The organism is Brevinema andersonii (assembly GCF_900112165.1).
In the GTDB taxonomy this organism is placed as follows: domain Bacteria; phylum Spirochaetota; class Brevinematia; order Brevinematales; family Brevinemataceae; genus Brevinema; species Brevinema andersonii.
In genome coordinates, this window is the sequence record NZ_FOKY01000002.1 from 112,074 (window position 1) to 131,627 (window position 19,554).

The 19,554-nt window shown below is 36.5% G+C and carries 17 protein-coding genes; 7 read left to right on the forward strand and 10 right to left on the reverse strand.

All coding sequences use genetic code 11. The features are described from left to right. Positions 1 to 8: 8 nt before the first annotated feature. Positions 9 to 1,052, forward strand: a complete 1,044-nt coding sequence (locus tag BM018_RS02980) for a hypothetical protein (RefSeq protein ID WP_092318467.1) — start codon at positions 9 to 11, stop codon at positions 1,050 to 1,052. 2 nt (positions 1,053 to 1,054) lie between these two features. Here the strand turns inward: BM018_RS02980 and BM018_RS02985 are convergent, their stop codons facing one another. Genes BM018_RS02985 through nagB form a run of 5 tightly spaced genes read right to left on the reverse strand, consistent with a single transcriptional unit; the run spans position 1,055 to position 6,243 of the window. Further along, the gene (locus tag BM018_RS02985; protein ID WP_092318469.1) at positions 1,055 to 1,369 is read right to left on the reverse strand and encodes a PTS lactose/cellobiose transporter subunit IIA; all 315 of its coding nucleotides are present in this window, start codon (positions 1,367 to 1,369) and stop codon (positions 1,055 to 1,057) included. A 37-nt stretch (positions 1,370 to 1,406) separates the two neighbouring features. Further along, a complete protein-coding gene (locus tag BM018_RS02990; protein WP_092318470.1) occupies positions 1,407 to 1,679 on the reverse strand; it encodes an HPr family phosphocarrier protein in 273 nt (90 codons plus the stop codon). Positions 1,680 to 1,697: 18 nt separating this feature from the next. Beyond that, complete coding sequence (ptsP, locus tag BM018_RS02995) at positions 1,698 to 3,425, reverse strand: phosphoenolpyruvate--protein phosphotransferase (RefSeq protein WP_092318472.1); 1,728 nt, start codon at positions 3,423 to 3,425, stop codon at positions 1,698 to 1,700. A 30-nt stretch (positions 3,426 to 3,455) separates the two neighbouring features. Continuing rightward, positions 3,456 to 5,417 carry an N-acetylglucosamine-6-phosphate deacetylase gene (gene nagA, locus BM018_RS03000; RefSeq protein ID WP_092318474.1) on the reverse strand — a complete coding sequence of 654 codons (1,962 nt, stop codon included), beginning with the start codon at positions 5,415 to 5,417 and terminating at the stop codon, positions 3,456 to 3,458. Between the two features lie 55 nt (positions 5,418 to 5,472). After that, a complete protein-coding gene (nagB, locus tag BM018_RS03005; RefSeq protein ID WP_092318476.1) occupies positions 5,473 to 6,243 on the reverse strand; it encodes a glucosamine-6-phosphate deaminase in 771 nt (256 codons plus the stop codon). A gap of 148 nt (positions 6,244 to 6,391) precedes the next feature. Between nagB and BM018_RS03010 the strand changes: the two genes are divergently transcribed. Continuing rightward, positions 6,392 to 6,865 carry a PTS sugar transporter subunit IIA gene (locus BM018_RS03010; protein WP_159428148.1) on the forward strand — a complete coding sequence of 158 codons (474 nt, stop codon included), beginning with the start codon at positions 6,392 to 6,394 and terminating at the stop codon, positions 6,863 to 6,865. A 25-nt stretch (positions 6,866 to 6,890) separates the two neighbouring features. Further along, positions 6,891 to 8,912: an ATP-dependent DNA helicase RecG gene (gene recG / locus BM018_RS03015; protein WP_159428149.1), complete on the forward strand. Its 2,022-nt coding sequence runs from the start codon at positions 6,891 to 6,893 to the stop codon at positions 8,910 to 8,912. A 50-nt stretch (positions 8,913 to 8,962) separates the two neighbouring features. Here the strand turns inward: recG and BM018_RS03020 are convergent, their stop codons facing one another. After that, a complete protein-coding gene (locus tag BM018_RS03020) occupies positions 8,963 to 9,847 on the reverse strand; it encodes a flagellin N-terminal helical domain-containing protein (RefSeq protein WP_092318482.1) in 885 nt (294 codons plus the stop codon). Positions 9,848 to 9,999: 152 nt separating this feature from the next. Next, the gene (locus tag BM018_RS03025; protein ID WP_092318484.1) at positions 10,000 to 10,860 is read right to left on the reverse strand and encodes a flagellin N-terminal helical domain-containing protein; all 861 of its coding nucleotides are present in this window, start codon (positions 10,858 to 10,860) and stop codon (positions 10,000 to 10,002) included. A gap of 268 nt (positions 10,861 to 11,128) precedes the next feature. Here BM018_RS03025 and ileS point away from each other — a divergent pair, with 268 nt between their 5' ends. Genes ileS through coaE form a run of 3 tightly spaced genes read left to right on the forward strand, consistent with a single transcriptional unit; the run spans position 11,129 to position 15,038 of the window. Continuing rightward, the gene (gene ileS / locus BM018_RS03030) at positions 11,129 to 13,894 is read left to right on the forward strand and encodes an isoleucine--tRNA ligase (RefSeq protein ID WP_092318486.1); all 2,766 of its coding nucleotides are present in this window, start codon (positions 11,129 to 11,131) and stop codon (positions 13,892 to 13,894) included. A 13-nt stretch (positions 13,895 to 13,907) separates the two neighbouring features. Beyond that, entirely contained in the window at positions 13,908 to 14,429 is a 522-nt protein-coding gene (lspA, locus tag BM018_RS03035; protein ID WP_092318488.1) for a signal peptidase II, read from the forward strand. A 21-nt stretch (positions 14,430 to 14,450) separates the two neighbouring features. Continuing rightward, on the forward strand, positions 14,451 to 15,038 hold the full coding sequence (gene coaE, locus BM018_RS03040) for a dephospho-CoA kinase (protein ID WP_092318490.1): 588 nt from the start codon (positions 14,451 to 14,453) through the stop codon (positions 15,036 to 15,038). 3 nt (positions 15,039 to 15,041) lie between these two features. Here the strand turns inward: coaE and BM018_RS03045 are convergent, their stop codons facing one another. Together BM018_RS03045 and BM018_RS03050 are read right to left on the reverse strand one after the other, a co-directional pair. Continuing rightward, positions 15,042 to 15,650 carry a MazG nucleotide pyrophosphohydrolase domain-containing protein gene (locus BM018_RS03045; RefSeq protein WP_092318492.1) on the reverse strand — a complete coding sequence of 203 codons (609 nt, stop codon included), beginning with the start codon at positions 15,648 to 15,650 and terminating at the stop codon, positions 15,042 to 15,044. 7 nt (positions 15,651 to 15,657) lie between these two features. Beyond that, positions 15,658 to 16,194 (reverse strand): transcription antitermination factor NusB, encoded by a 537-nt coding sequence (locus tag BM018_RS03050; protein ID WP_092318494.1) that lies wholly within the window; start codon positions 16,192 to 16,194, stop codon positions 15,658 to 15,660. A 123-nt stretch (positions 16,195 to 16,317) separates the two neighbouring features. Between BM018_RS03050 and BM018_RS03055 the strand changes: the two genes are divergently transcribed. Then, on the forward strand, positions 16,318 to 17,439 hold the full coding sequence (locus BM018_RS03055) for a SpoIID/LytB domain-containing protein (RefSeq protein WP_092318495.1): 1,122 nt from the start codon (positions 16,318 to 16,320) through the stop codon (positions 17,437 to 17,439). Between the two features lie 4 nt (positions 17,440 to 17,443). On the opposite strand, the gene BM018_RS03060 is transcribed toward BM018_RS03055, so the two are convergent. After that, positions 17,444 to 19,516 (reverse strand): tetratricopeptide repeat protein, encoded by a 2,073-nt coding sequence (locus BM018_RS03060; protein WP_092318496.1) that lies wholly within the window; start codon positions 19,514 to 19,516, stop codon positions 17,444 to 17,446. Positions 19,517 to 19,554 lie beyond the last annotated feature (38 nt).

Sequence of the window (19,554 nt, forward strand, 5' to 3'; positions counted from 1 at the left end):
GAGTTCTAATGAAAAAACTATTATTGTTATCAATTTTTTATGTAAGCAGTGGATTTGCACAGACATCCATACAAACAATAGCAACTGTTGGAGATATTGCTATTACTAGTTATGATATTCAACAAATGCGTGATTTTCAACAGGTCACAACAGGCAAACGTCCTTCCGTTAACTCAGCATTAGAACAGCTGATCACGATGTCATCATTACTGGTTTTAGCGGAGAATTCTCCTGAATATTATATGGATGAAATAGAATTTAGAAAAACTATTAACAATCTTACGAATAACCCTTCCCAGCCAGGTGCTAAACAAAGAGCAGACTTATATAACAAATTTCCTGATATTTATGGCATGAATGTCAAAACAGATAAGGTAAAACGCGGCATGATTTTTGGCGATGCATATATCAAAGCAGCTATCAATACACCGATTCCTGATAAGGAAAAGATGAACTTTTATAAGCAATATAAAGCTGAACTCAAAGATTCACCGTTTCCTAAGATGGATCTTATTATTTTTGCGGTAGAGGCTTCTTCAAAATTATCATTATCACAGCTTTCCGATATTGAAACTCAAATGGCTAATTTAGCAACAGACCTTAACACTAGTAGTGATTTCAATGCAATGAGACGAAAATACAGTTCCCTAAAATTCACAAAGTATTCCGGACGGACAGGATTATTCACTCCGGATATCTTAGTACAACAAAAACAAATTCCTGAAGAAATCCTTGGCATCGCTCTACAAAAAAGTATTCCTTTAGGAGGAGAAGTTATCAAAATTCAGCCGAATAAAGGAATTTACATTCCTCAACCTATTCCTTTACAGTCGACAGGGCAAGCTACTTATCTAACATTTAAGATACTGGAAATAATTGCACCTAGAACTCTTACTTACGAAGAAGCTGTATCCAAAATAGAAGAAGCAATCCGAATGCAACGCGCAGAAGTCGCCATAGAAAACTACATTCGCAAACAAATTCAAGCAGGACAAATTACTTTAACATCTACAGGAAATGAATATAAATCCGTATTTCAAAAATTCAAATAATTTTATGGATTTGTCTTTCTTATAGCGATCATTTCTTCAATTAGATCGCAAGCCAGCATTGCTATCATTAAATGATCTTGCGCGTGAATCATCAGCAACGTTGTAGGCATTGCTTCACCATTTATTTCTGCTTGAATCAAATCCGTTTGGATATGGTGTGCTTCTAACAACGCTTGCCTTGCTTGATTTAACAATTCATCCGCTTGTTTAAAGTCATTTGTTCTTAAACATTTCAGAGCTTCCAATGCTAAGCTGCGTCCTTCCCCTGCAAAACCAACTAGTCCCATCACCATTTCTTCATATTTTTCTTCCGTCATAATTCCACCTAAAAAAGATATCTTTATCTTGTCAACTTTAATCTTTAAGAGTTGCAAAAAATTCTTTTAACGAATTCATCACTTGGTTTTCATTCGACTCATCAACTCCTGTGACTGTTATTGTAATGACATCATCTTTTTTGATTCCGAGAGACATCACCTGTAGCAAAGAGGAAGCATTAATTTTTTTCTCGCCTTTTTCAATTTGAACCGATATTCCAGGAAAACTTTTAATCAGTTTTATCAATTCATTTCCCGGTCGGGTATGTAATCCTGTATTATTAACAATAGTGATTTTCTCAGAAATCATAACTATTCTCCTTATAAATTATTTTTGGTTTATTACTTTTTTCAAATATTCACGTATTTCGCTGCCATTTCCTAAAGACAACACTTTTTGCGCAATTTCACGTGCTTCTACCATTGTAGTATTGCGAATAATTTCTTTAACTTTGGGAATATTGATGGCACTCATACTAAGTTCTTTAACTCCAATCCCCAGGAAAAACAATGACGCTAAAGGATCTCCACCTAACTCTCCACATACACCTACCCAAGCATTTTTAGCAAGCGCATCCTGAGTTGCTTCAGCCATCAAACGAAGCACTGCCGGATGAAATGAATCGTATAATTCAGTGATATGAGGATTTCCTCGGTCTACTGCTAAGGTATATTGTGTTAAATCATTAGTTCCAAAACTGAAAAAATCAACAATTTCCGCTAACTCACCTGCTATCATAGCAGCAGCTGGCGTTTCTATCATAACCCCTTGTTGAATATCGTCGCCAAAAGGTATGCCTTCCATTGCCAGTTCATTTTTACACTCCTGAAGCAGAGCATTAGCTTGTTCGACTTCGCTCACCGAAATCACCATAGGATACATAATGCCAATAGGCCCCAGTGCTGATGCTTGCAATATGGCACGCAACTGAGTCTTAAAAATATCCTTCTTATCCAAACAAATACGTAATGCTCTCCACCCTAAAAAAGGATTCAATTCATGAGGAAACTTGAAATAATCAAGACTTTTATCGCCTCCGATATCCAGCGTGCGGATCACAACCAACTGCCCATCAAAAGCTCTCACAACATTGGAATATGCAATGGTCTGTTCTTCTTCAGTAGGCCAATTAGAACGGTCCATGTATAAAAATTCTGTACGATAGAGCCCAACCCCCTGAGCTCCTTGTTCAAGCGCTGGCAATGCATCAATATCTGTACCGACATTAGCAGCTAATATCATTTCAAATCCATCCTTTGTAACTGCAGGAAGTTCCTTTAATGCACGGAGTCTTCGAATTTCTTCCGCAAATTCTCCGGCTTTTGCCTGATATTTTTCAACTTCACCCTGTGTGGGATCAATAATTGCTATTCCCGATTGAGCATCTAGAATCATAGAATCACCGTTATTAGTTTTTTCTAAAATACCTTTTGCACCTACAACCGCTGGAATCATCAATGTTCGTGACATAATAGCCACATGCGATGTCGGTCCTCCCTCAGCCGTAATAAACCCTAAAACTTTTGTCTTATCCATTTGGGCTGTATCCGAAGGTGTTAAATCAAACGCCACAACAATAACAGGAGCATCAATTTCAATTAGTGAGGGAATATGAATATCCAAAATATTAGCAATAAGTCTCCGGAAAATATCTTTCATATCGGCAGCTCTGGCGCTCATATATTCGTCATCCATATTTTGGAACATTGCTATATACTGATCAGCAACTTTTTGTGCTGCAAAATCGGCAGCCATCAGATCACTTTTTATTAAAAGTTTTACCTCTTCTTCCATGCCTTCATCCATGAGGATTTCTATATGCCCATCAAAAATTTCTGCTTCTTCCGGGCCAATATTTTTTAAAGTAATTGTTTTAATTGTTTCAAGCTGATTTTTTGCCTTTTTGCGACCTTCCAAAAACAAATTAATTTCATTTTCTACTTGAGATTCTGCAATAGGCTTTTGATTCAAGACAATTTCAGGTTCTGAAAAAATAAAAACTTCCCCTTCTACAATGCCAGGACATGCCGGTGTACCTTTAATTTCTATACTCATGAGAGCTCCTCACTTTTATTTTATCTAAAGTTATTCTTCCATACTGAGATATCTACCATTCTCTATTACCCCTTTTACAAATAAATCATCATCAAGAACCGTGATATTTGCCTTATAGCTGGGTTTGATGTAACCATATTGATGATCCAAATTAATCGCCTTCGCAGGAATGGCAGATGCCATTTTCAGTGCATGCTCCATAGGTATCCCTACCCGATTCACCACATTCCGTACACATTGATCCAACATCGTTGCCGCTCCCGAAAGTGTACCATCTTCGGCAAAGCATTTCCCATCCCTATGAGCAATCGTGCGTCCCGCAAAAGTAAAAAATTCCATATCTGTTCCAGCTGGCAACACAGCATCGCTGACTAAAAAAAGCCGTTCTCCCAATGTTTTGTAAGCAATATCAACCGATGCATAATTACAATGCACCCCATCAGCTATGATGCCCGCATACATTGTCTTACTGTCGAGGACAGCGCCTAATGCCCCTGGTTCACGCGAATCAAAAGGCCGCATCGCATTATACAAGTGAGTAACCATCGTAATACCGAACGGAATTTTTTGATTAATTTCTTCATAAGTACCGTTTGTGTGACCCATAGACACAATAATTCCGGCATCGGCTAGTTTTTTAATATCTTCTCCGGTATTTTCTTCAGGGGCCAACGTAACAATTTTACGGGCAGTTCCTGCCTGAATAATGCGATCTAACATTTCCTGAGATGGTTTTCGTATATATTTTTGTTCATGCACGCCTTTTTTTATCGGCGACAGATATGGCCCCTCAAAATGCCAGGCAATAATCCCCAAAAGTTCAGGTTTTTTGAGATAATTAATGAGATCTATTGCTTCAAGCATACGCTCATCGGAAGTAGTAATCAATGTCGGAGCCATATTCGTAACTCCATGCTTGAGACAGGTTTGATACATCACTTTAAGTGTGTCCAGTGAAATATCATCATTAACATCAGCACCCCCACAACCATTCAGTTGCAAATCGATATATCCCGGTGTCAAAATCCGGCCTTGCATATCAATTTTTGTAATCACAGTATCAAGGGGCAAATTTTTTTCTACACTTTTAATTGTATCGTTTTCGATAATAATACAGGCATTTTCAATAAATTTTTCTCCATTGAAAATACGCGCATTTGTCAATGCATAATACGCTTTATAAAGCCCTTTAATTAAAATCTTAGGATGCAAACTGCGTTTTTCAACTTCTTTGTGATAACGATAGGTACGTACGCGCAGTTCTGACACAGCTTCTTCATCGGCTACAAACGTCATTTTAGGATGCAACTGCAACGCCGATACAGGATACATATGATTAACACCACCTTCAATGCCCAATGCCAATGCTTGAGCTTTTGCATGCCCCTGTGCTAATACAATAATTTCTTGAGCATCCAAAAGTGTACCTAATCCTATCGTCATTGCTGAAAATGGAACTTGATCAATATCGCCGTTAAAAAATTTTGCATTAGCTACTCGGGTTTCGAATGTCAATTCTTTATCACGGGTACGGGACTGCAGAGAAGAACCGGGTTCATTAAACGCAACATGCGCATCATCCCCTAAACCACATACCCACAATCGAATTCCGCCAAAAGATTGTATCAATTTCTCATAATTAAGAGCTTCTTGTTTAAGATCCTTTGCAGAACCATTAAGAAAATGCAAGCGAGATGGCGGTATATCGAGATATTGAAAAAAATGCTCGTGGATAAACCTTGAAAAACTATAGGCACTGTCTTCAGGAAGCCCAATATAATCCCCCGTACTGAAAAAGTGTACATGCTCAAAATCAATAACGCCATCCTTGTAGAAGGAAATCAAACGCTGGTACATAGGCAGAGGAGTCAACCCCCCAGGAATACCTAATGTAAAAGGATTTTCTGCAGAAGGCTTGAATTCAAGTATTGTTTTTGCAATATAATATGCAGACCAATCACCAGTTTGCTCTTTTGTAATAATTAGACGCATAAACACCTCTTTGAAAAACTCTCTCACAAAAAAATAATAGCAGTTGTTTTTATAGTCAAATTTCAGAAAATGTTTGATCCAGCGATAATTTCCGTCCTGCAACTTTATCGATCATAAAAGTGGTTTGCGGGTGAAGCTGCAAAAATGATGCCGGATGCATTGCAGAAATTTCCTGCTCCAAACACTGACGAACCGCAAACGCTTTATGAGTACCATACACAACAATAAGGATTTTTCGCGCATCATAAATGGTTTTAATTCCTATAGTTAGAGCTTGCATAGGTACTTTGGAAGTATTATTATGAAAAAAACGAGCATCAGCACGTATTGTTTCGCTATTGAGTGTTTTTAACCGCGTAGAAGATAATAATGCAGAACCTGGCTCATTAAAAGCAAGATTCCCATTTTCGCCCAACGACCCCAAAAACAATTCCAATCCTCCATATTGCTGAATTAGCTGTTCGTAGTGTATACATTCCTGATTAATATCGGCAGATTGGCCGTTTAAGGTAAATATTTGGGAAGAAGGAAGATTAACCTTTGAAAAAAATTCATGATAAATACGATAAGAATAAGAATCCTTATCAACTTCGGAAACACCTAAATATTCACCAGCAGTAAAAATAACAACATGCTCAAAAGAAATTTTCCCCATTTCAAACTGGCAAACCAATTCTCCACAAATACTTAATACCGTAGCCCCAGTCGACAAGCCCAGAACAAAAGGATTTTTACGTGAAGGCTTGAATTCATTAATTGCAGAAACCAAAAATTTCGCTGCCTGAATAATAATTCTTTGCCTATTTGGCATAATCACTATATTCACTCAAACCTCTAAATTCTCAAAACTATTATAAAATTATACGTCATTTAAAAATTTAATCAAGTTTACAGGAAAAACAACAATAATCTTAAAAATATTTGCGTTAAACGTGTAAATATTATAAAATAAATAATCAATCATGGAGGGCATCATGTTCGATATTTTCAAAAAAAAACAATTGGAATTTCTCTCCCCAATCGATGGAGAAGTTTTTCCATTGGCAGAAACTCCAGATATTGCATTTGCTCAGGGTATAATGGGCGATGGGATCTGCATTCTGCCGCAAAATAATATTATTTGCATGCCCTTTGACGGTACTATTGATATTTTTCATACTTTACATGCTATTATGCTGATGTCTCAAGGTGTCGAAGCTCTTATTCATGTCGGCATGAATACTGTAGAACTTAAAGGGCAAGGTTTTAAGGCATTGGTTTCGCTCCAAGGAGAATACAAAGCCGGTACGCCTTTATTAGAACTTGATATCAACTTTCTTAAAAGCAAAACTTCCACCCTTATGACACCATTGATTATTGTTGAAAAGCCTAATAAATCAAAACTAGAAATTATCAGAGACTCAGGCAATGTCCATACAGGAGAATTGCTGATGAAGGTAACACTTTAATAATTTCAATTCAATGCATATACATTTGAAAACACAGACTCAAACTCATATATCAGAATATTTTACAGCACGCCAGTCCTATTTGCTTAGCCGGATAGGAATCCAGTATTTGGAAGACCTACTTGAATACTATCCTGTCCGTTATGAGGATCGTTCCACTATATCTACGATTGCCGATCTGCTTCTGAAACAAATACCGGGTACTATCAAAGCAACTGTTGAACGCCATGAAACTTTTTTTTGGAATAACAAATCTCAAACAAAAGTTATTATTAAAGATCAATCGTCCCAAGCCGTATTAGTAGGCTTTAATCACTACGGTTTAGCCAAGAGTATGCCTGTTGGCAATGAATTTTATATTTTTGGGCGCTTTGAATTTCGCTATAATACGATTCAGACAAGTAATTTTGAGTTTGAATCTGTAGACACAGCCGAGGAACAACGGTTAACAGGCAAAATTTTGCCAATCTACAAGCTTACAGAAGGTCTTCGCCAAAAAGAGCTTCATAAACTGATACGCAAAGCATTCTCAATACTCCGTGATAACATTGCCGAACCAATCCCACATTTTTTCATAAAAAAAAGAAAACTTTATACTAAATTCGAAGCGCTTCATCAACTACATTTCCCTGAAGATTTCCCCGCTATCGAAAAAGCACGCCAATATGGAGCTTATGAAGAATTTTTATTTCTGCGGACAGCACTGGGATTACAAAAATCAGCTAATCAAAATTCTCCTAAACCTCGACAATATAACTCTCAAAGCATTTTAAATCAACTTTTTTCTAATCTGCCATTCCGACTCACCGATGCTCAGAATAGAGTCATTAAAGAAATAGCAGACGATCTTAATTCCCCAGCACCCATGAACCGCTTGCTCCAAGGGGACGTAGGCTCGGGAAAAACTACTGTTGCCTTAGCTAGCATGCTTATAGCAGCTGAAAATAACCACCAAAGCGCATTTCTGGTACCGACAGAAGTTCTTGCTTTTCAACATTATAAAAAAATTCAACAAATTACGCAGCAACTCGGCTTTGAATGCATGTTGCTTACGGGAAGCACGTCTGCTAAGGAACGTGTTTCTGTTTTAGAAAAACTGAAAAATGGGGAATTAAAATTAATTGTAGGTACGCATGCACTATTTCAAGAAGACGTATATTATGCAGGTCTTGGGTTGGCTGTTATCGACGAACAACATAAATTCGGTGTGGAACAACGGCGCGCTTTAATCGATAAAGGTAGTGGAGTTGATGTCCTACTGATGTCTGCAACTCCCATTCCACGTACAATGAGTTTGGCTTTACATGGGGATTTGGGTATTTCCGTCATTGACGAACTGCCCAAAGACCGGCAGCAAATTAAAACTATCATTGTGAATGCTTCGGATTATAAGAAAGTTTTCGAGTTACTAAAACAGGAAATCTACGCAGGACGTCAAGCATTTGTTGTTTGTCCGCTAATCGAGGAAAGCGAGTCACTTAATAAAGTCCAATCTGCCGAAGAAACAGCTGCTTATTTCTCCGAAACACTCAAACAATACAAAATAGGACTAGTACATGGTCGAATGAGCCAGGAAGAAAAAGACGCTGTAATGAAAGATTTCGCCGAAAAAAAAATCGATATCCTAACGGCAACAACCGTTATTGAAGTAGGAATAGACATTCCTAATGCAACAATAATGATCATCGAAAACGCAGAACGTTTTGGATTGGCTCAGTTACATCAGCTGCGTGGCAGAGTTGGGCGCAGTCAACACCAATCATACTGTATTGCCATTAACCGCAGCAACGAAGAGTCGAATGAGAGGCTTGAAATTTTCGAAAATACGCTGGACGGTTTTGCTATTGCAGAAGCCGACCTTCAACTGCGGGGAGCTGGCGAAATTTTAGGTACCCGCCAAACCGGAGATCCGATCTTCAAACTTGCCGATCTAAGCAGAGATAGTAAAATTCTTAGTGCTGCCGTTCAGGATGCAGCCCTTATACTGGAAAAAGATCCTGCATTAGAACATCCTCATCATGCTTATATGAAAAAAACAATTTTATAAAAAATAGCCCCCAAACGGGGGCATTGAGAAGAGAGCGTTTTTTTCTAGTTTTATTGAAGCAAGGTTAGAAGCATTTGAGGTTTGAGATTAGCCTGCGCCAGCATCGATACCGTACTTTGCGTGAGAATTTGGTTTTTCACCAATTCGCTCACTGCTTTAGCCATATTGGTGTCGCGGATACGGGATTCAGCTGCTGTCGTATTTTCAAAGGCAATATACAAACCCTGATACAAGCTTTCAAACCTGTTCTGGTAAGCACCGAGTTCGGTTCGCTGGCTGGTGGTTTCCCGAAGAGCCTTGTCAATAAGACCTATCGAAGAATTGGCCTGATCAGCCGTTGTGGTTCCGATAGTGACATTACCGTCATTGTCACGGAGACCCAACCCTTTCGCACTGAGCTGACTAATATACGTTCGCACGTTATTGTCTTGGTTTGGGCCTATTTGGAACAAAATTCCTGCACCGGTTATCGCAGGATTAGCACCTTCTCCTTCTTGAGGGACGGTGGCTTGTGCAAATCTGCCATCAAGCATATGAAGCGTATTAAATTGAGCTGTCTGGGCTACGCGGTCGATTTCATCAACTACCAACCCAATCTCTACATTCAAATATCCTCGGTCTTCATCCGTATAGATACCGTTGGCACCTTGTACAGAGAGTTCACGCACCCGTTGCAGCGAGTTAGTAATTTCTTGAAGGTAGCCTTCGGTGGTCTGGATAAAGGACGTCGCATCCTGTATATTACGCATAGCCTGGTTCAAACCACGGATCTGTGTGCGCATTTTTTCGGAAACAGCAAGACCCGAAGCATCATCACCGGCTTTGTTGATCCGCAAACCTGAAGAAAGTTGTTCCATATCTTTCGACAGTTTGCCATCAACAATTGTAAGCTGCCTATTGGCAAAAATTGAACTAATATTATTATTAATAATCATGGCTCGTTTCCTCCTTGAACCTTAACTCGTCCATGATGAAGAAAAACGTCCCTTCTCAAGATAAAAAAAGTACGGTTAAGAGGAAACGAAACCAAAAATCACAATACTACATGATAAGCCGTTTTCATGAGAAAACGGCATCTGATTCAGCGTTACCTAAGAAGCTGCAGGACTGCTTGCGGCTGCTGGTTGGCCTGAGCAAGCATTGCGATAGCCGCTTGAGTCAAAACTTGGTTTTTAGCAAGCATACTGGATTCACGCGCCATATCTGTATCACGGATACGAGATTCAGCAGCTTGGAGATTTTCCGCACCAACCATAATACTGCGTGATGCAGATTCAAGGCGATTTTGGTAGCCTCCTAGATCAGCACGTTGAGAATTTACTCGGCGGAGAGCCTGATCAATCATGCCAATCGTCAAGTTTGCTTGATCCTGTGTTGATACGGATACAATTTCATTAGTTGCCTCGTTTTGCAAGCCTAATGAAAAGCTATTCATTGTCGCAATGTACACTTGAACACGCTCATCCATATTTGCACCCAAATGCAGATACATTTCCGAAGGAGGAGTTGAATCTGCCGTGGGCTTTGCAAACAAGCCTGTCAACATTTTCAAACCATTGAACTGAGCTTGAGAACCAACACGATTGATTTCGTCCACCATCTGCTCGACTTCTACTTGGATATATCCTCGGTCTTCATCAGAATAAATCCCGTTAGCACCTTGGATAGCCAATTCACGGATCCGTTGCAAAGCATTGGTAACTTCCTGCAGATATCCTTCGGTAGTCTGGATAAACGAAACACCATCCTGAGTGTTTCGTAAAGCCTGATTCAAACCGCGAATCTGAGTACGCATCTTCTCGGACACTGCCAAACCAGAAGCATCGTCGCCAGCTCTGTTGATACGAAAACCTGAAGAAAGTTTCTCCATATTTTTGTTCAACATGGCATTGTCTAAGGCCAACTGTCTGTTGCCGAAGATAGCGCTAATGTTGTTGTTAATGATCATGATATCCTCCTTGAATCATGTTTTGTAGAGATTTTTTACTTTACGTTCAGCGGTAAAGCAAACGCTATTTTTCTTTTTCCTCCCCAATTTCATATTTTAACCAATAGTACACATATTTGCTCTATTTTTCGGAGAACATTTATTGAAAACTTGAGCGTAATTTTATGTTTTACTATAATTTTTTACATTAATTTACAATAAATAGATGCTTGAAATTTAGAAACATATGTGTTATAATTGTTACAAATGAGTATTTGCTGGGGCAAAAATGAGTAAAAAAGAAAAATTTCCCGTTAATCTTCCTAAGACTGACTTTGATATGAGAGCTGGTTTAGTGGAAAAAGAACCGAAAATCCTTGCAAAATGGGAGTCAATCGATCTTTATAATAAAAAACTTCAAGCCAGAAACAATGCTCCCAAATTCATTCTCCACGACGGACCACCTTATGCAAACGGGAATATTCATGTAGGTACAGCTCTTAACAAAATTCTCAAGGATATAATATGTCGTTACCGATACAGTCAAGGTTATCAGACACCATATATACCCGGTTGGGATTGTCATGGCCTACCTATAGAGTTGAATACATTAAAATCCCTTGGCATTGAAGCTCAAAAATTGAGTGATATTGAACTCAGAGAAAAATGCCGTGCTTATGCTTGGAATTTTGTCGAAAAACAGAAAACCAGTTTTATCAGGCTTGGTGTAGACGGAGATTGGCAGCATCCTTACCTTACCATGAGCAACCAATACGAAGCATCAATTATGAAAGCATTTGGCATTCTTGTAGGCAAGGGATACATCTATCGAGGAGAACGCCCGATCTATTGGTCTCCTGTATCGCGTACGGCGCTTGCTGATGCCGAAGTCGAGTATCAAGAACATACTTCTCCTGCAATTTACGTTTTATTTCCTGTTGAAAATAAAGCCAATACTTATGTTGTTATTTGGACTACCACTCCTTGGACTCTGCCTGCTAATACGGCTGTTGCATTCCATCCAGAAGCAGATTATGTAGAATTAACATTGCAGAATGGCCGTAAAATTATCATTGCAGACCCCCTCAAAGAGGCAGTTTTGAATGCCAACAATATGCAAGGTGTTTCATCATCAAAACTTGACAAGAAAGATATTGAAGCTCTTAAAGTTAAACATCCATGGATTGATCGGGAATCTGTTGTGGTTTTTGCCGATTATGTTACTATGGATACAGGTACTGGTATTGTCCATACAGCTCCCGGCCACGGCCCTGACGATTTTATTACAGGGCAAAAATACAATCTGCCTACGCTGTCACCTGTAGATGATAGTGGCCGCTTTACAAAAGAAGTGCCTGAGTGGGAAGGTGAATATATATTCGATGCAAATCCGAAAATTGTTGAATTTCTTGCTGGAAAAGGATTAATTTGGCATGCAAGTATTATTAAACATTCCTATCCTCACGACTGGCGAGCAAAAACACCATTAATTTTTCGCACAAAACCACAATGGTTTTTCCGAGTGTCAGACCTTATGCTTACCCAGCAAGCTTTAAGTGCTTTACCAGCAGTTCAATGGACCCCACAATGGGGAGAAGAACGACTTAAAAATATGCTCATCAATAGGCCTGATTGGTGTATTTCTCGGCAACGCAAGTGGGGTGTACCTATCCCAGCATTTTACTGCAACCATTGTAGCAACATTCTTATTAATGAAGAACTTATTAATCAAATTGCTAAGAAAGTACAGACACATGGACTGGAATATTGGTTAGGTAATAGCGCTAACACTATTTTGCAAGAAATCTTAGGCACTGTACCATCATGCGAATGCGGAAATGATATATTCAAAAAAGAAGAAGATATTCTTGATGTATGGTTTGATTCGGGGACTTCTCACTTTGCTGTACTAGATTCAAATTCTGAATTAAACTGCCCAGCAGATCTTTATTTAGAAGGATCTGATCAATATCGGGGATGGTTTCAAGCATCTTTATGGAATTCTATCGCTCTTCACAATTACGCTTCTTTTAAAAGTATTTTAACTCATGGTTGGGTTTTAGATGAAGAAGGTAGACAAATGCATAAAAGTTTAGGTAATACTGTTGCACCGGAAGAGATTACGAAAAAATTTGGAGCAGATATTCTCAGACTATGGGTAGTAACAGAAGATTTTACAAAAGATTTACGTATCGGAAAAAATATAATCCAAAAAACAATTGATTTATACCGAAAATTGAGAAATACATTTCGTTATATGCTGGGAAATCTTTATAATTTTACAGAAAATGATATTCTAGATTATTCTCATCTCGAACCACTAGATCAATACATGCTTCATAAACTATACCTATTAAAAGAAACCACAGATAAATTTATGGAAAAATATCAATTTCATCGTGCTTATCGTGAGATTTTCAACTTCTGTATCATAGAATTAAGCAGCCAATATTTTGATATCTTAAAAGATAGGCTTTATATTTTAGCGCCACATTCTTCTAAAAGATTATCTGCTCAAACAGTCTTATTCTACATCCTCAAAGAATTAATGACTATGTTGTCACCAGTACTTGTCTTTACTATGGAAGAAGTTTACGATCATGCTGAATTGAACAACAAATTAGAATCAGTTCATTTACTTTCGCGTAATTATCTGCCTAAAGAGTGGGAAAATAAGAAATTGGCAGATGTTTTTACCATTCTGGAGTATATACGCGAAGAAGCACAATTAGAATTACAAAAATTACGGGACCAAGGAATAATTGGATCATCATTAGAGGCAGGTATCATCCTTAAAACTTCTAATATTGAAATGTTAAAAGAATATCAAGATACTATCTCTGAGATGCTGATGGTCTCTGAATTAGAATTAAAACAAAATAACAGTCAAGAATTGATTCATATTAAAAATCAATATCAAGAAATTTCTCACCCTAAAATTTTCATTTCTACATTCAAAAGTAATAAAACCCGTTGTGAACGCTGTTGGCATCATAAAGATGATGTTAATATACAAGGCTTATGCCTAAGATGTCAAGAAAATATCATCAATTAATCATGAGGACAATATGAAAAAAAATATTTTATTTTTATTGATAGCACCAATAGTTACTATACTTGATTTAACAGCAAAAAATTGGGTGCTTAGCTACACAAAAAATCAGCCTTACCCTATTAGCAATTCTATAGAAGTATTAGGAGATTTTTTCCGGATTACTTATGTAAGAAATTACGGGATTACTTTTGGATTGCTGAATAACCTGCCTATACCATATACTGTAGTGATATTAAGCATTACATCACTAGCTGCTTTATGGATTTTATTTTATTTTTACCGTAATCTCAACATACTCGTACAAGAAAAAGCATATAAGGCTTCAAAAGTAGCTCTAATGATGATTTTTGGTGGAGCTATGGGGAATATCATTGACCGTATTATCCATGGTTATGTAGTTGATTTTTTAGATTTTGGTATTAAGTCCTATCGCTGGTATACTTTCAACCTAGCTGATACATTTATTGTCAGTGGGTGTATCCTTTTAGGATTAATGATGACAATTTTTCCTCAACCTTCTCAAAAAAATAAATAAAATGAGGAGGTTCCCTATACTATGCAGACAAGTGACTTACCAAATCAAAGGAAAATTCTCGGTTTATTTGGACAAGCCGGTAGCGGCAAAAGTACGGTTGCTCGTATTCTTCATGAAAAATATGGATATTTCGTTATTAATCAAGATATTTTAGGTTATCAAGTTTTAGAAGAATTTTCAGAAATAATCATACAGGAATTTGGCAAAGACATGGTAGATGATTATGGAATTGTCGATAGAAAAAAGCTGGGAAACAAAGTTTTTAATGATAAAACAGCACTTCTCAAATTAAATGCTTTTAGTTACCCGCATATTATTAACAAAACTTTAGCTTTACTGGATACAACAACCCAAAATAGTGTTATTGAAGGGGCATTTTTCTTTCGTGTTAAAAACAGTATCCCACATACCAGTTTAATTAAAGTATGCATTGACCATACTAAGCTTGTTACGCGACTGCTTATGCGCGGGCATACACCTGAATGGATCCATAGTGTTTTAGACAACCAAATGGAAATTATTAATGAGCCTGCTGATTATACACTATTTAACAATAGTACGATAAGGGATCTTGAAATGCAAGTAGAACGCATGATTGATAAAATATGAAAACTACCGATTATTATATTGCTGGATTATGTCTTCAACTACTTGATGTATCAATTCATTAATATTATATCCTTCCATACTTAAATCAATAAGCAAATTTTTCAATTGAGATTGGACATTATTTTCATCAGTTTTAAATTGCTTCAAATCATGAGATTGTTGAGATATTTTGCGTTTTATTTTTTCAAACCTAAGCGAAGCAGGAAGACTTTTAGGAATTCCATCAAAAATACTGGTTCTATGCGACTTTTCTTGTTGTTTAAGCATTTCCCAATTTTTTATAACCTGTTCTTCAGTCTGTAGGGTCATATCTGCAAATACATGAGGATGACGGTATATCAATTTATTACTTGCATCATCCATAATTTCCGTAAGCGATGCTATACCTTGCTGTTCTGCAATATATCCAATTAATAAGATCATAAAAAATACATCACCTATTTCTTCGCGGATTTCTTGAGAATCTTCATTCTGAACAGCATCACCTAATTCAAAATATTCTTCTAATAAAGGAATCATTAACGATTTAAGTGTTTGTTTTCTATCCCACGGACAACCCTTCTCACTGCGTAAAGTTATTATAATATCTAACAATTTATTAAATGCCTGCATAAAATTCTCATAATAACGGAAGTGTAGATGATGATTTTTTAAGTTTAATCTTAGGTCTTGGCTTTATAGGTACCTTAAAAGGAATTGATATACGTTCTCCAAACGCCAACGTTTTTAAAATACCGGATAAATAACTTCCTGCTTTTTGATTTCCTAATAAATCACTAATAATCAGTATTTCTTTGATAATAATATTAGGTTCCGTATCATTATGACGCAACTCAAATGCTCCTAGCATAAGAAGATTACGATCCATTTTATACATTTGTTCAAAAGGTCGATTTTTAATAGATTTTGATAGTATTTGAACTAGTACATCAGCTTCTTTTTGAATTCCATAAATATTTTCAAAAGCTCTTATTAAAATCCGGTTTCTGACATTAGAAGGAATTTTTCTCAAAATAGAACTATGATCATAATCATGTAAAAATTGATATAAAGATTCTAACTCTTCAGTAGAATTCGGATTCAGATTATTATTCATAGCTAAAATAGTTAATAAACGCTCAAAACGGCGAGGATTACATTCATATACACATTGCATTAACAATATCCTTAATTTTTAACATTATACTTATTTACTAACAAAAAATCAAGCAAAATCAAAATAATCTCAAGTTCAATAGATAATTTTACCGATAAAAATTCAAATATTCGCGAGAACATTATGCAGAAAATTTTCTTTTTCCTTTTAAATTTATTATTACTCACAAATTTAACCGCTTGTATCAAAGAAGTACGCGGTATATCTGCATTAAATATTGATGTTCGTGTTCTGATCAAACATGATCAAGAATTCGCAGTTAAACCAGATTCTCGGTATATTTTCGAAACTCAAGATAAAAGCATTATTACCTCAGGAAATATGCTTCTAGCCTACCACAACGATGGAATAACTGTTAACGGACGCCTCTTGGAAACAGATAAAATAACAGTAAAAGGGTTAAGATCGTTCGAAGTTAATGGAGATCATTATCGTGGCAGTTTTGTTATTTTACGTGAAGACGGCCGATTGAGCATGATTAATTATATCAATATTGAAGAATATCTTTTCAGTGTGGTTCCAAAAGAAATTTATCCTTCATGGTCATATGAAACACTAAAAGCACAAACAATTGCATCACGTACTTATGCCCTTTACCAAGTACGAAATAAAGATCGAAGCAAAACGGATTTCGATTTATATTCAGATACACGTTCTCAGGTATATTTAGGGACCAAAGTAGAAAATCATCGGGTATCAAAAATTGTTTCAGAAACCGCAGGTCAAGTAATTACATATAACGGTTCACTGATTAAATCATACTTTCATTCATCATCAGGAGGTAGTTTATCATCAGGGAGTGAGATATTAGATCCATCGCCATACTTAGCAGGGAAACCATCTTATATCCAAGAGAAAGATCCTTCAAAGCAATGGTCCATTGAATTAGAGTTAGAAACCATTAAAAACGAATATGGACTCATGGGAGATATTGTTTTATTTGAAGTTGCTACAAAGTTTAGCTCTGGACGTATCGATAAAATAAAAATACAAGATTCAACTGGTCACATAGCCCTAATAGACGGATACAAATTAAGACAATTTTTAGGCCAAACAAAAATGAAAAGCACTTTAGCAAAGATTTCTCCCATAAAAGACGGAACTGTAACTATTGTTGGAACAGGATATGGACATGGTGTAGGTATGGGTCAATGGGATGCCGAAGCAATGGCTTTACAGGGTTGCAACTATGAAGCAATATTAGGATTCTTTTATCAAGATGTTCAAATAAATACTATCTACTAAAAACTTATCGAAATAGATCATTAGTTGACAAACTTGTCTTTGTTTGCATAGGAACAAAATATCCGCTCAAAGCAATGCCACTTACTCCAGATCTATTCAATGCTAGTGATAAATCCACCCAAATTCCCGGATTTTTACGGTAATCTAATGAAGAAAATTCTACTAAATATTCTAAGGGTGGTGAATCTTTTATTTGAGAATATAAATTAAGAATTTGATTTGCCTGAGTGCGTGCATTAAAATATTTGCCATGCGATCCTTTCGTCAAATTTTCCCAAAATGACCTATTCCCGGAAGAAAAATTAACCACATAAATAGGAATACTATTTTGATCAGCATAAGTCTTCAAAATATCTGATCCATATGTTTCGAATGTTTGATTACCACCTTCTCCTGATGTGAACACAACAATTGCCCTATTTCTCAAATTATTTAACAAAGCAGTAATTGAATCATAAATAGCTATATCGAAATCTTGAGAAAGTTTGTCTTGTGTTTTATGATTAGTTATTGTATACCAAGGAGCTCCTATAGAAGCCTGCTGACGAGGAAAAGAATATATTCTATCATCTACTATTTTTATATCCAATAAATCATCTCCGGACATATTCGATAAAAATGTTTTAATATAATATTCTAGTTGCGGCATATAAGGATCCATCGATTTACTACGATCAATAACAAAAGAAACCAACATATTTGAACGAAATTTTGTGGTACCCTGAAGAATAGGTCTTGCAAGAGTTGTATCAAATTCTTTTACTGTTAATTCTTCAGATGTAATTCCTGTAAGAGGAGTACCATCTTTATTTCTCACACGCAACAAGGCATAAATATATGGGTAATTTTCTGTAATAATCTGAGGAATGTCAATAGACAAATTACCATATATACCTTGCAACGGACTGTAAATGCCTAACATCTGAGAATTAAAATCCGTACGTACAATAATACTGTCTTTATCCTTCAGTAGATCAAATGGATAACTTAATTTATCATCTTGAACAGAAAAAGATGTTGCAGTCTGAAGCTCGATATTATAAAGAAAAAGACCATTTTTTGCATCAGAAATATATAAAGTTTGTCCATCTCGAAAAAGCCCTCTAGGCTCCGACAAAAAAGATTCCCCAAATGTGCTTTCAAAGTTTCCATCTATATCAAAAACTATAATACGTCCTTCACCACTATGACTGATATCAGAAACAAAAATTTTATCCCCAATAAGCTCAATATCTGTAGGCCGAAACAAAATATCTTTACCAAATATACTAATAGAAGTTCCATTAGTAGACATTTTTTGAATACGTCCATTACCATTCTCAACAATATAAAGATATCCATCAAGCCCTAACATCATACCCATAGGACCTGAGAGTTGTCCCGGCTCCGTTCCTGTCTTTCCGAAATTCCATGCCTGTGTGCCTGTTAGATTCCTATTAAAAACAAAAATTTTATCTTGTTTAAAATCAGCTACAAAAAGCAAGTGATCTAATAAAACTAAACCCATAGGCATTTTTAAAAGAGAAGAGCGAAAAAATCGCGAGCCGTATTTTTGTTTTATGGTATTGGCAGAATCAATTTCCAAAACCAGACCAGTAGATGCCGAAGACACAAATTTTAAATCTTTATATTTATCATATGTAATAAATGAAGGTCGAATTAATGCATGACCTGCTTCCGTAAACCCGTCAAAAAATTCTCGGAACACATAAGGATAATCATATTGATAACCTTTATCCATAGAAACAAGAAAATAAAGATTATTGAGTCTCTGAAGTACATGATGATCAGCAACTCCTTGATGAACGAGATCTTCCCAAACACGAATCGCATTTTGAGCATATCCTGCATGCAAATAAGATAACCCAAGCCTATATTTTGCGGCAAAATTTTGCGGTTCATAAGCTAATGCACGTTCAAAAGCTTGAATAGCTGTAGGATAACGTCTCTCATTGAATAAGGAGATGCCATTTTTTAATTCCTGCAGTGAAAGGCTTTGAGAAACTATTTTATTTTGAGAAAAAGACGGTACCATAAAAAACATTAAGAAAAAAAACACTTTTTTTGCGGCTTTCATAAAGCATCCCTAAAATAGAATAGTTCATCATAGCATAA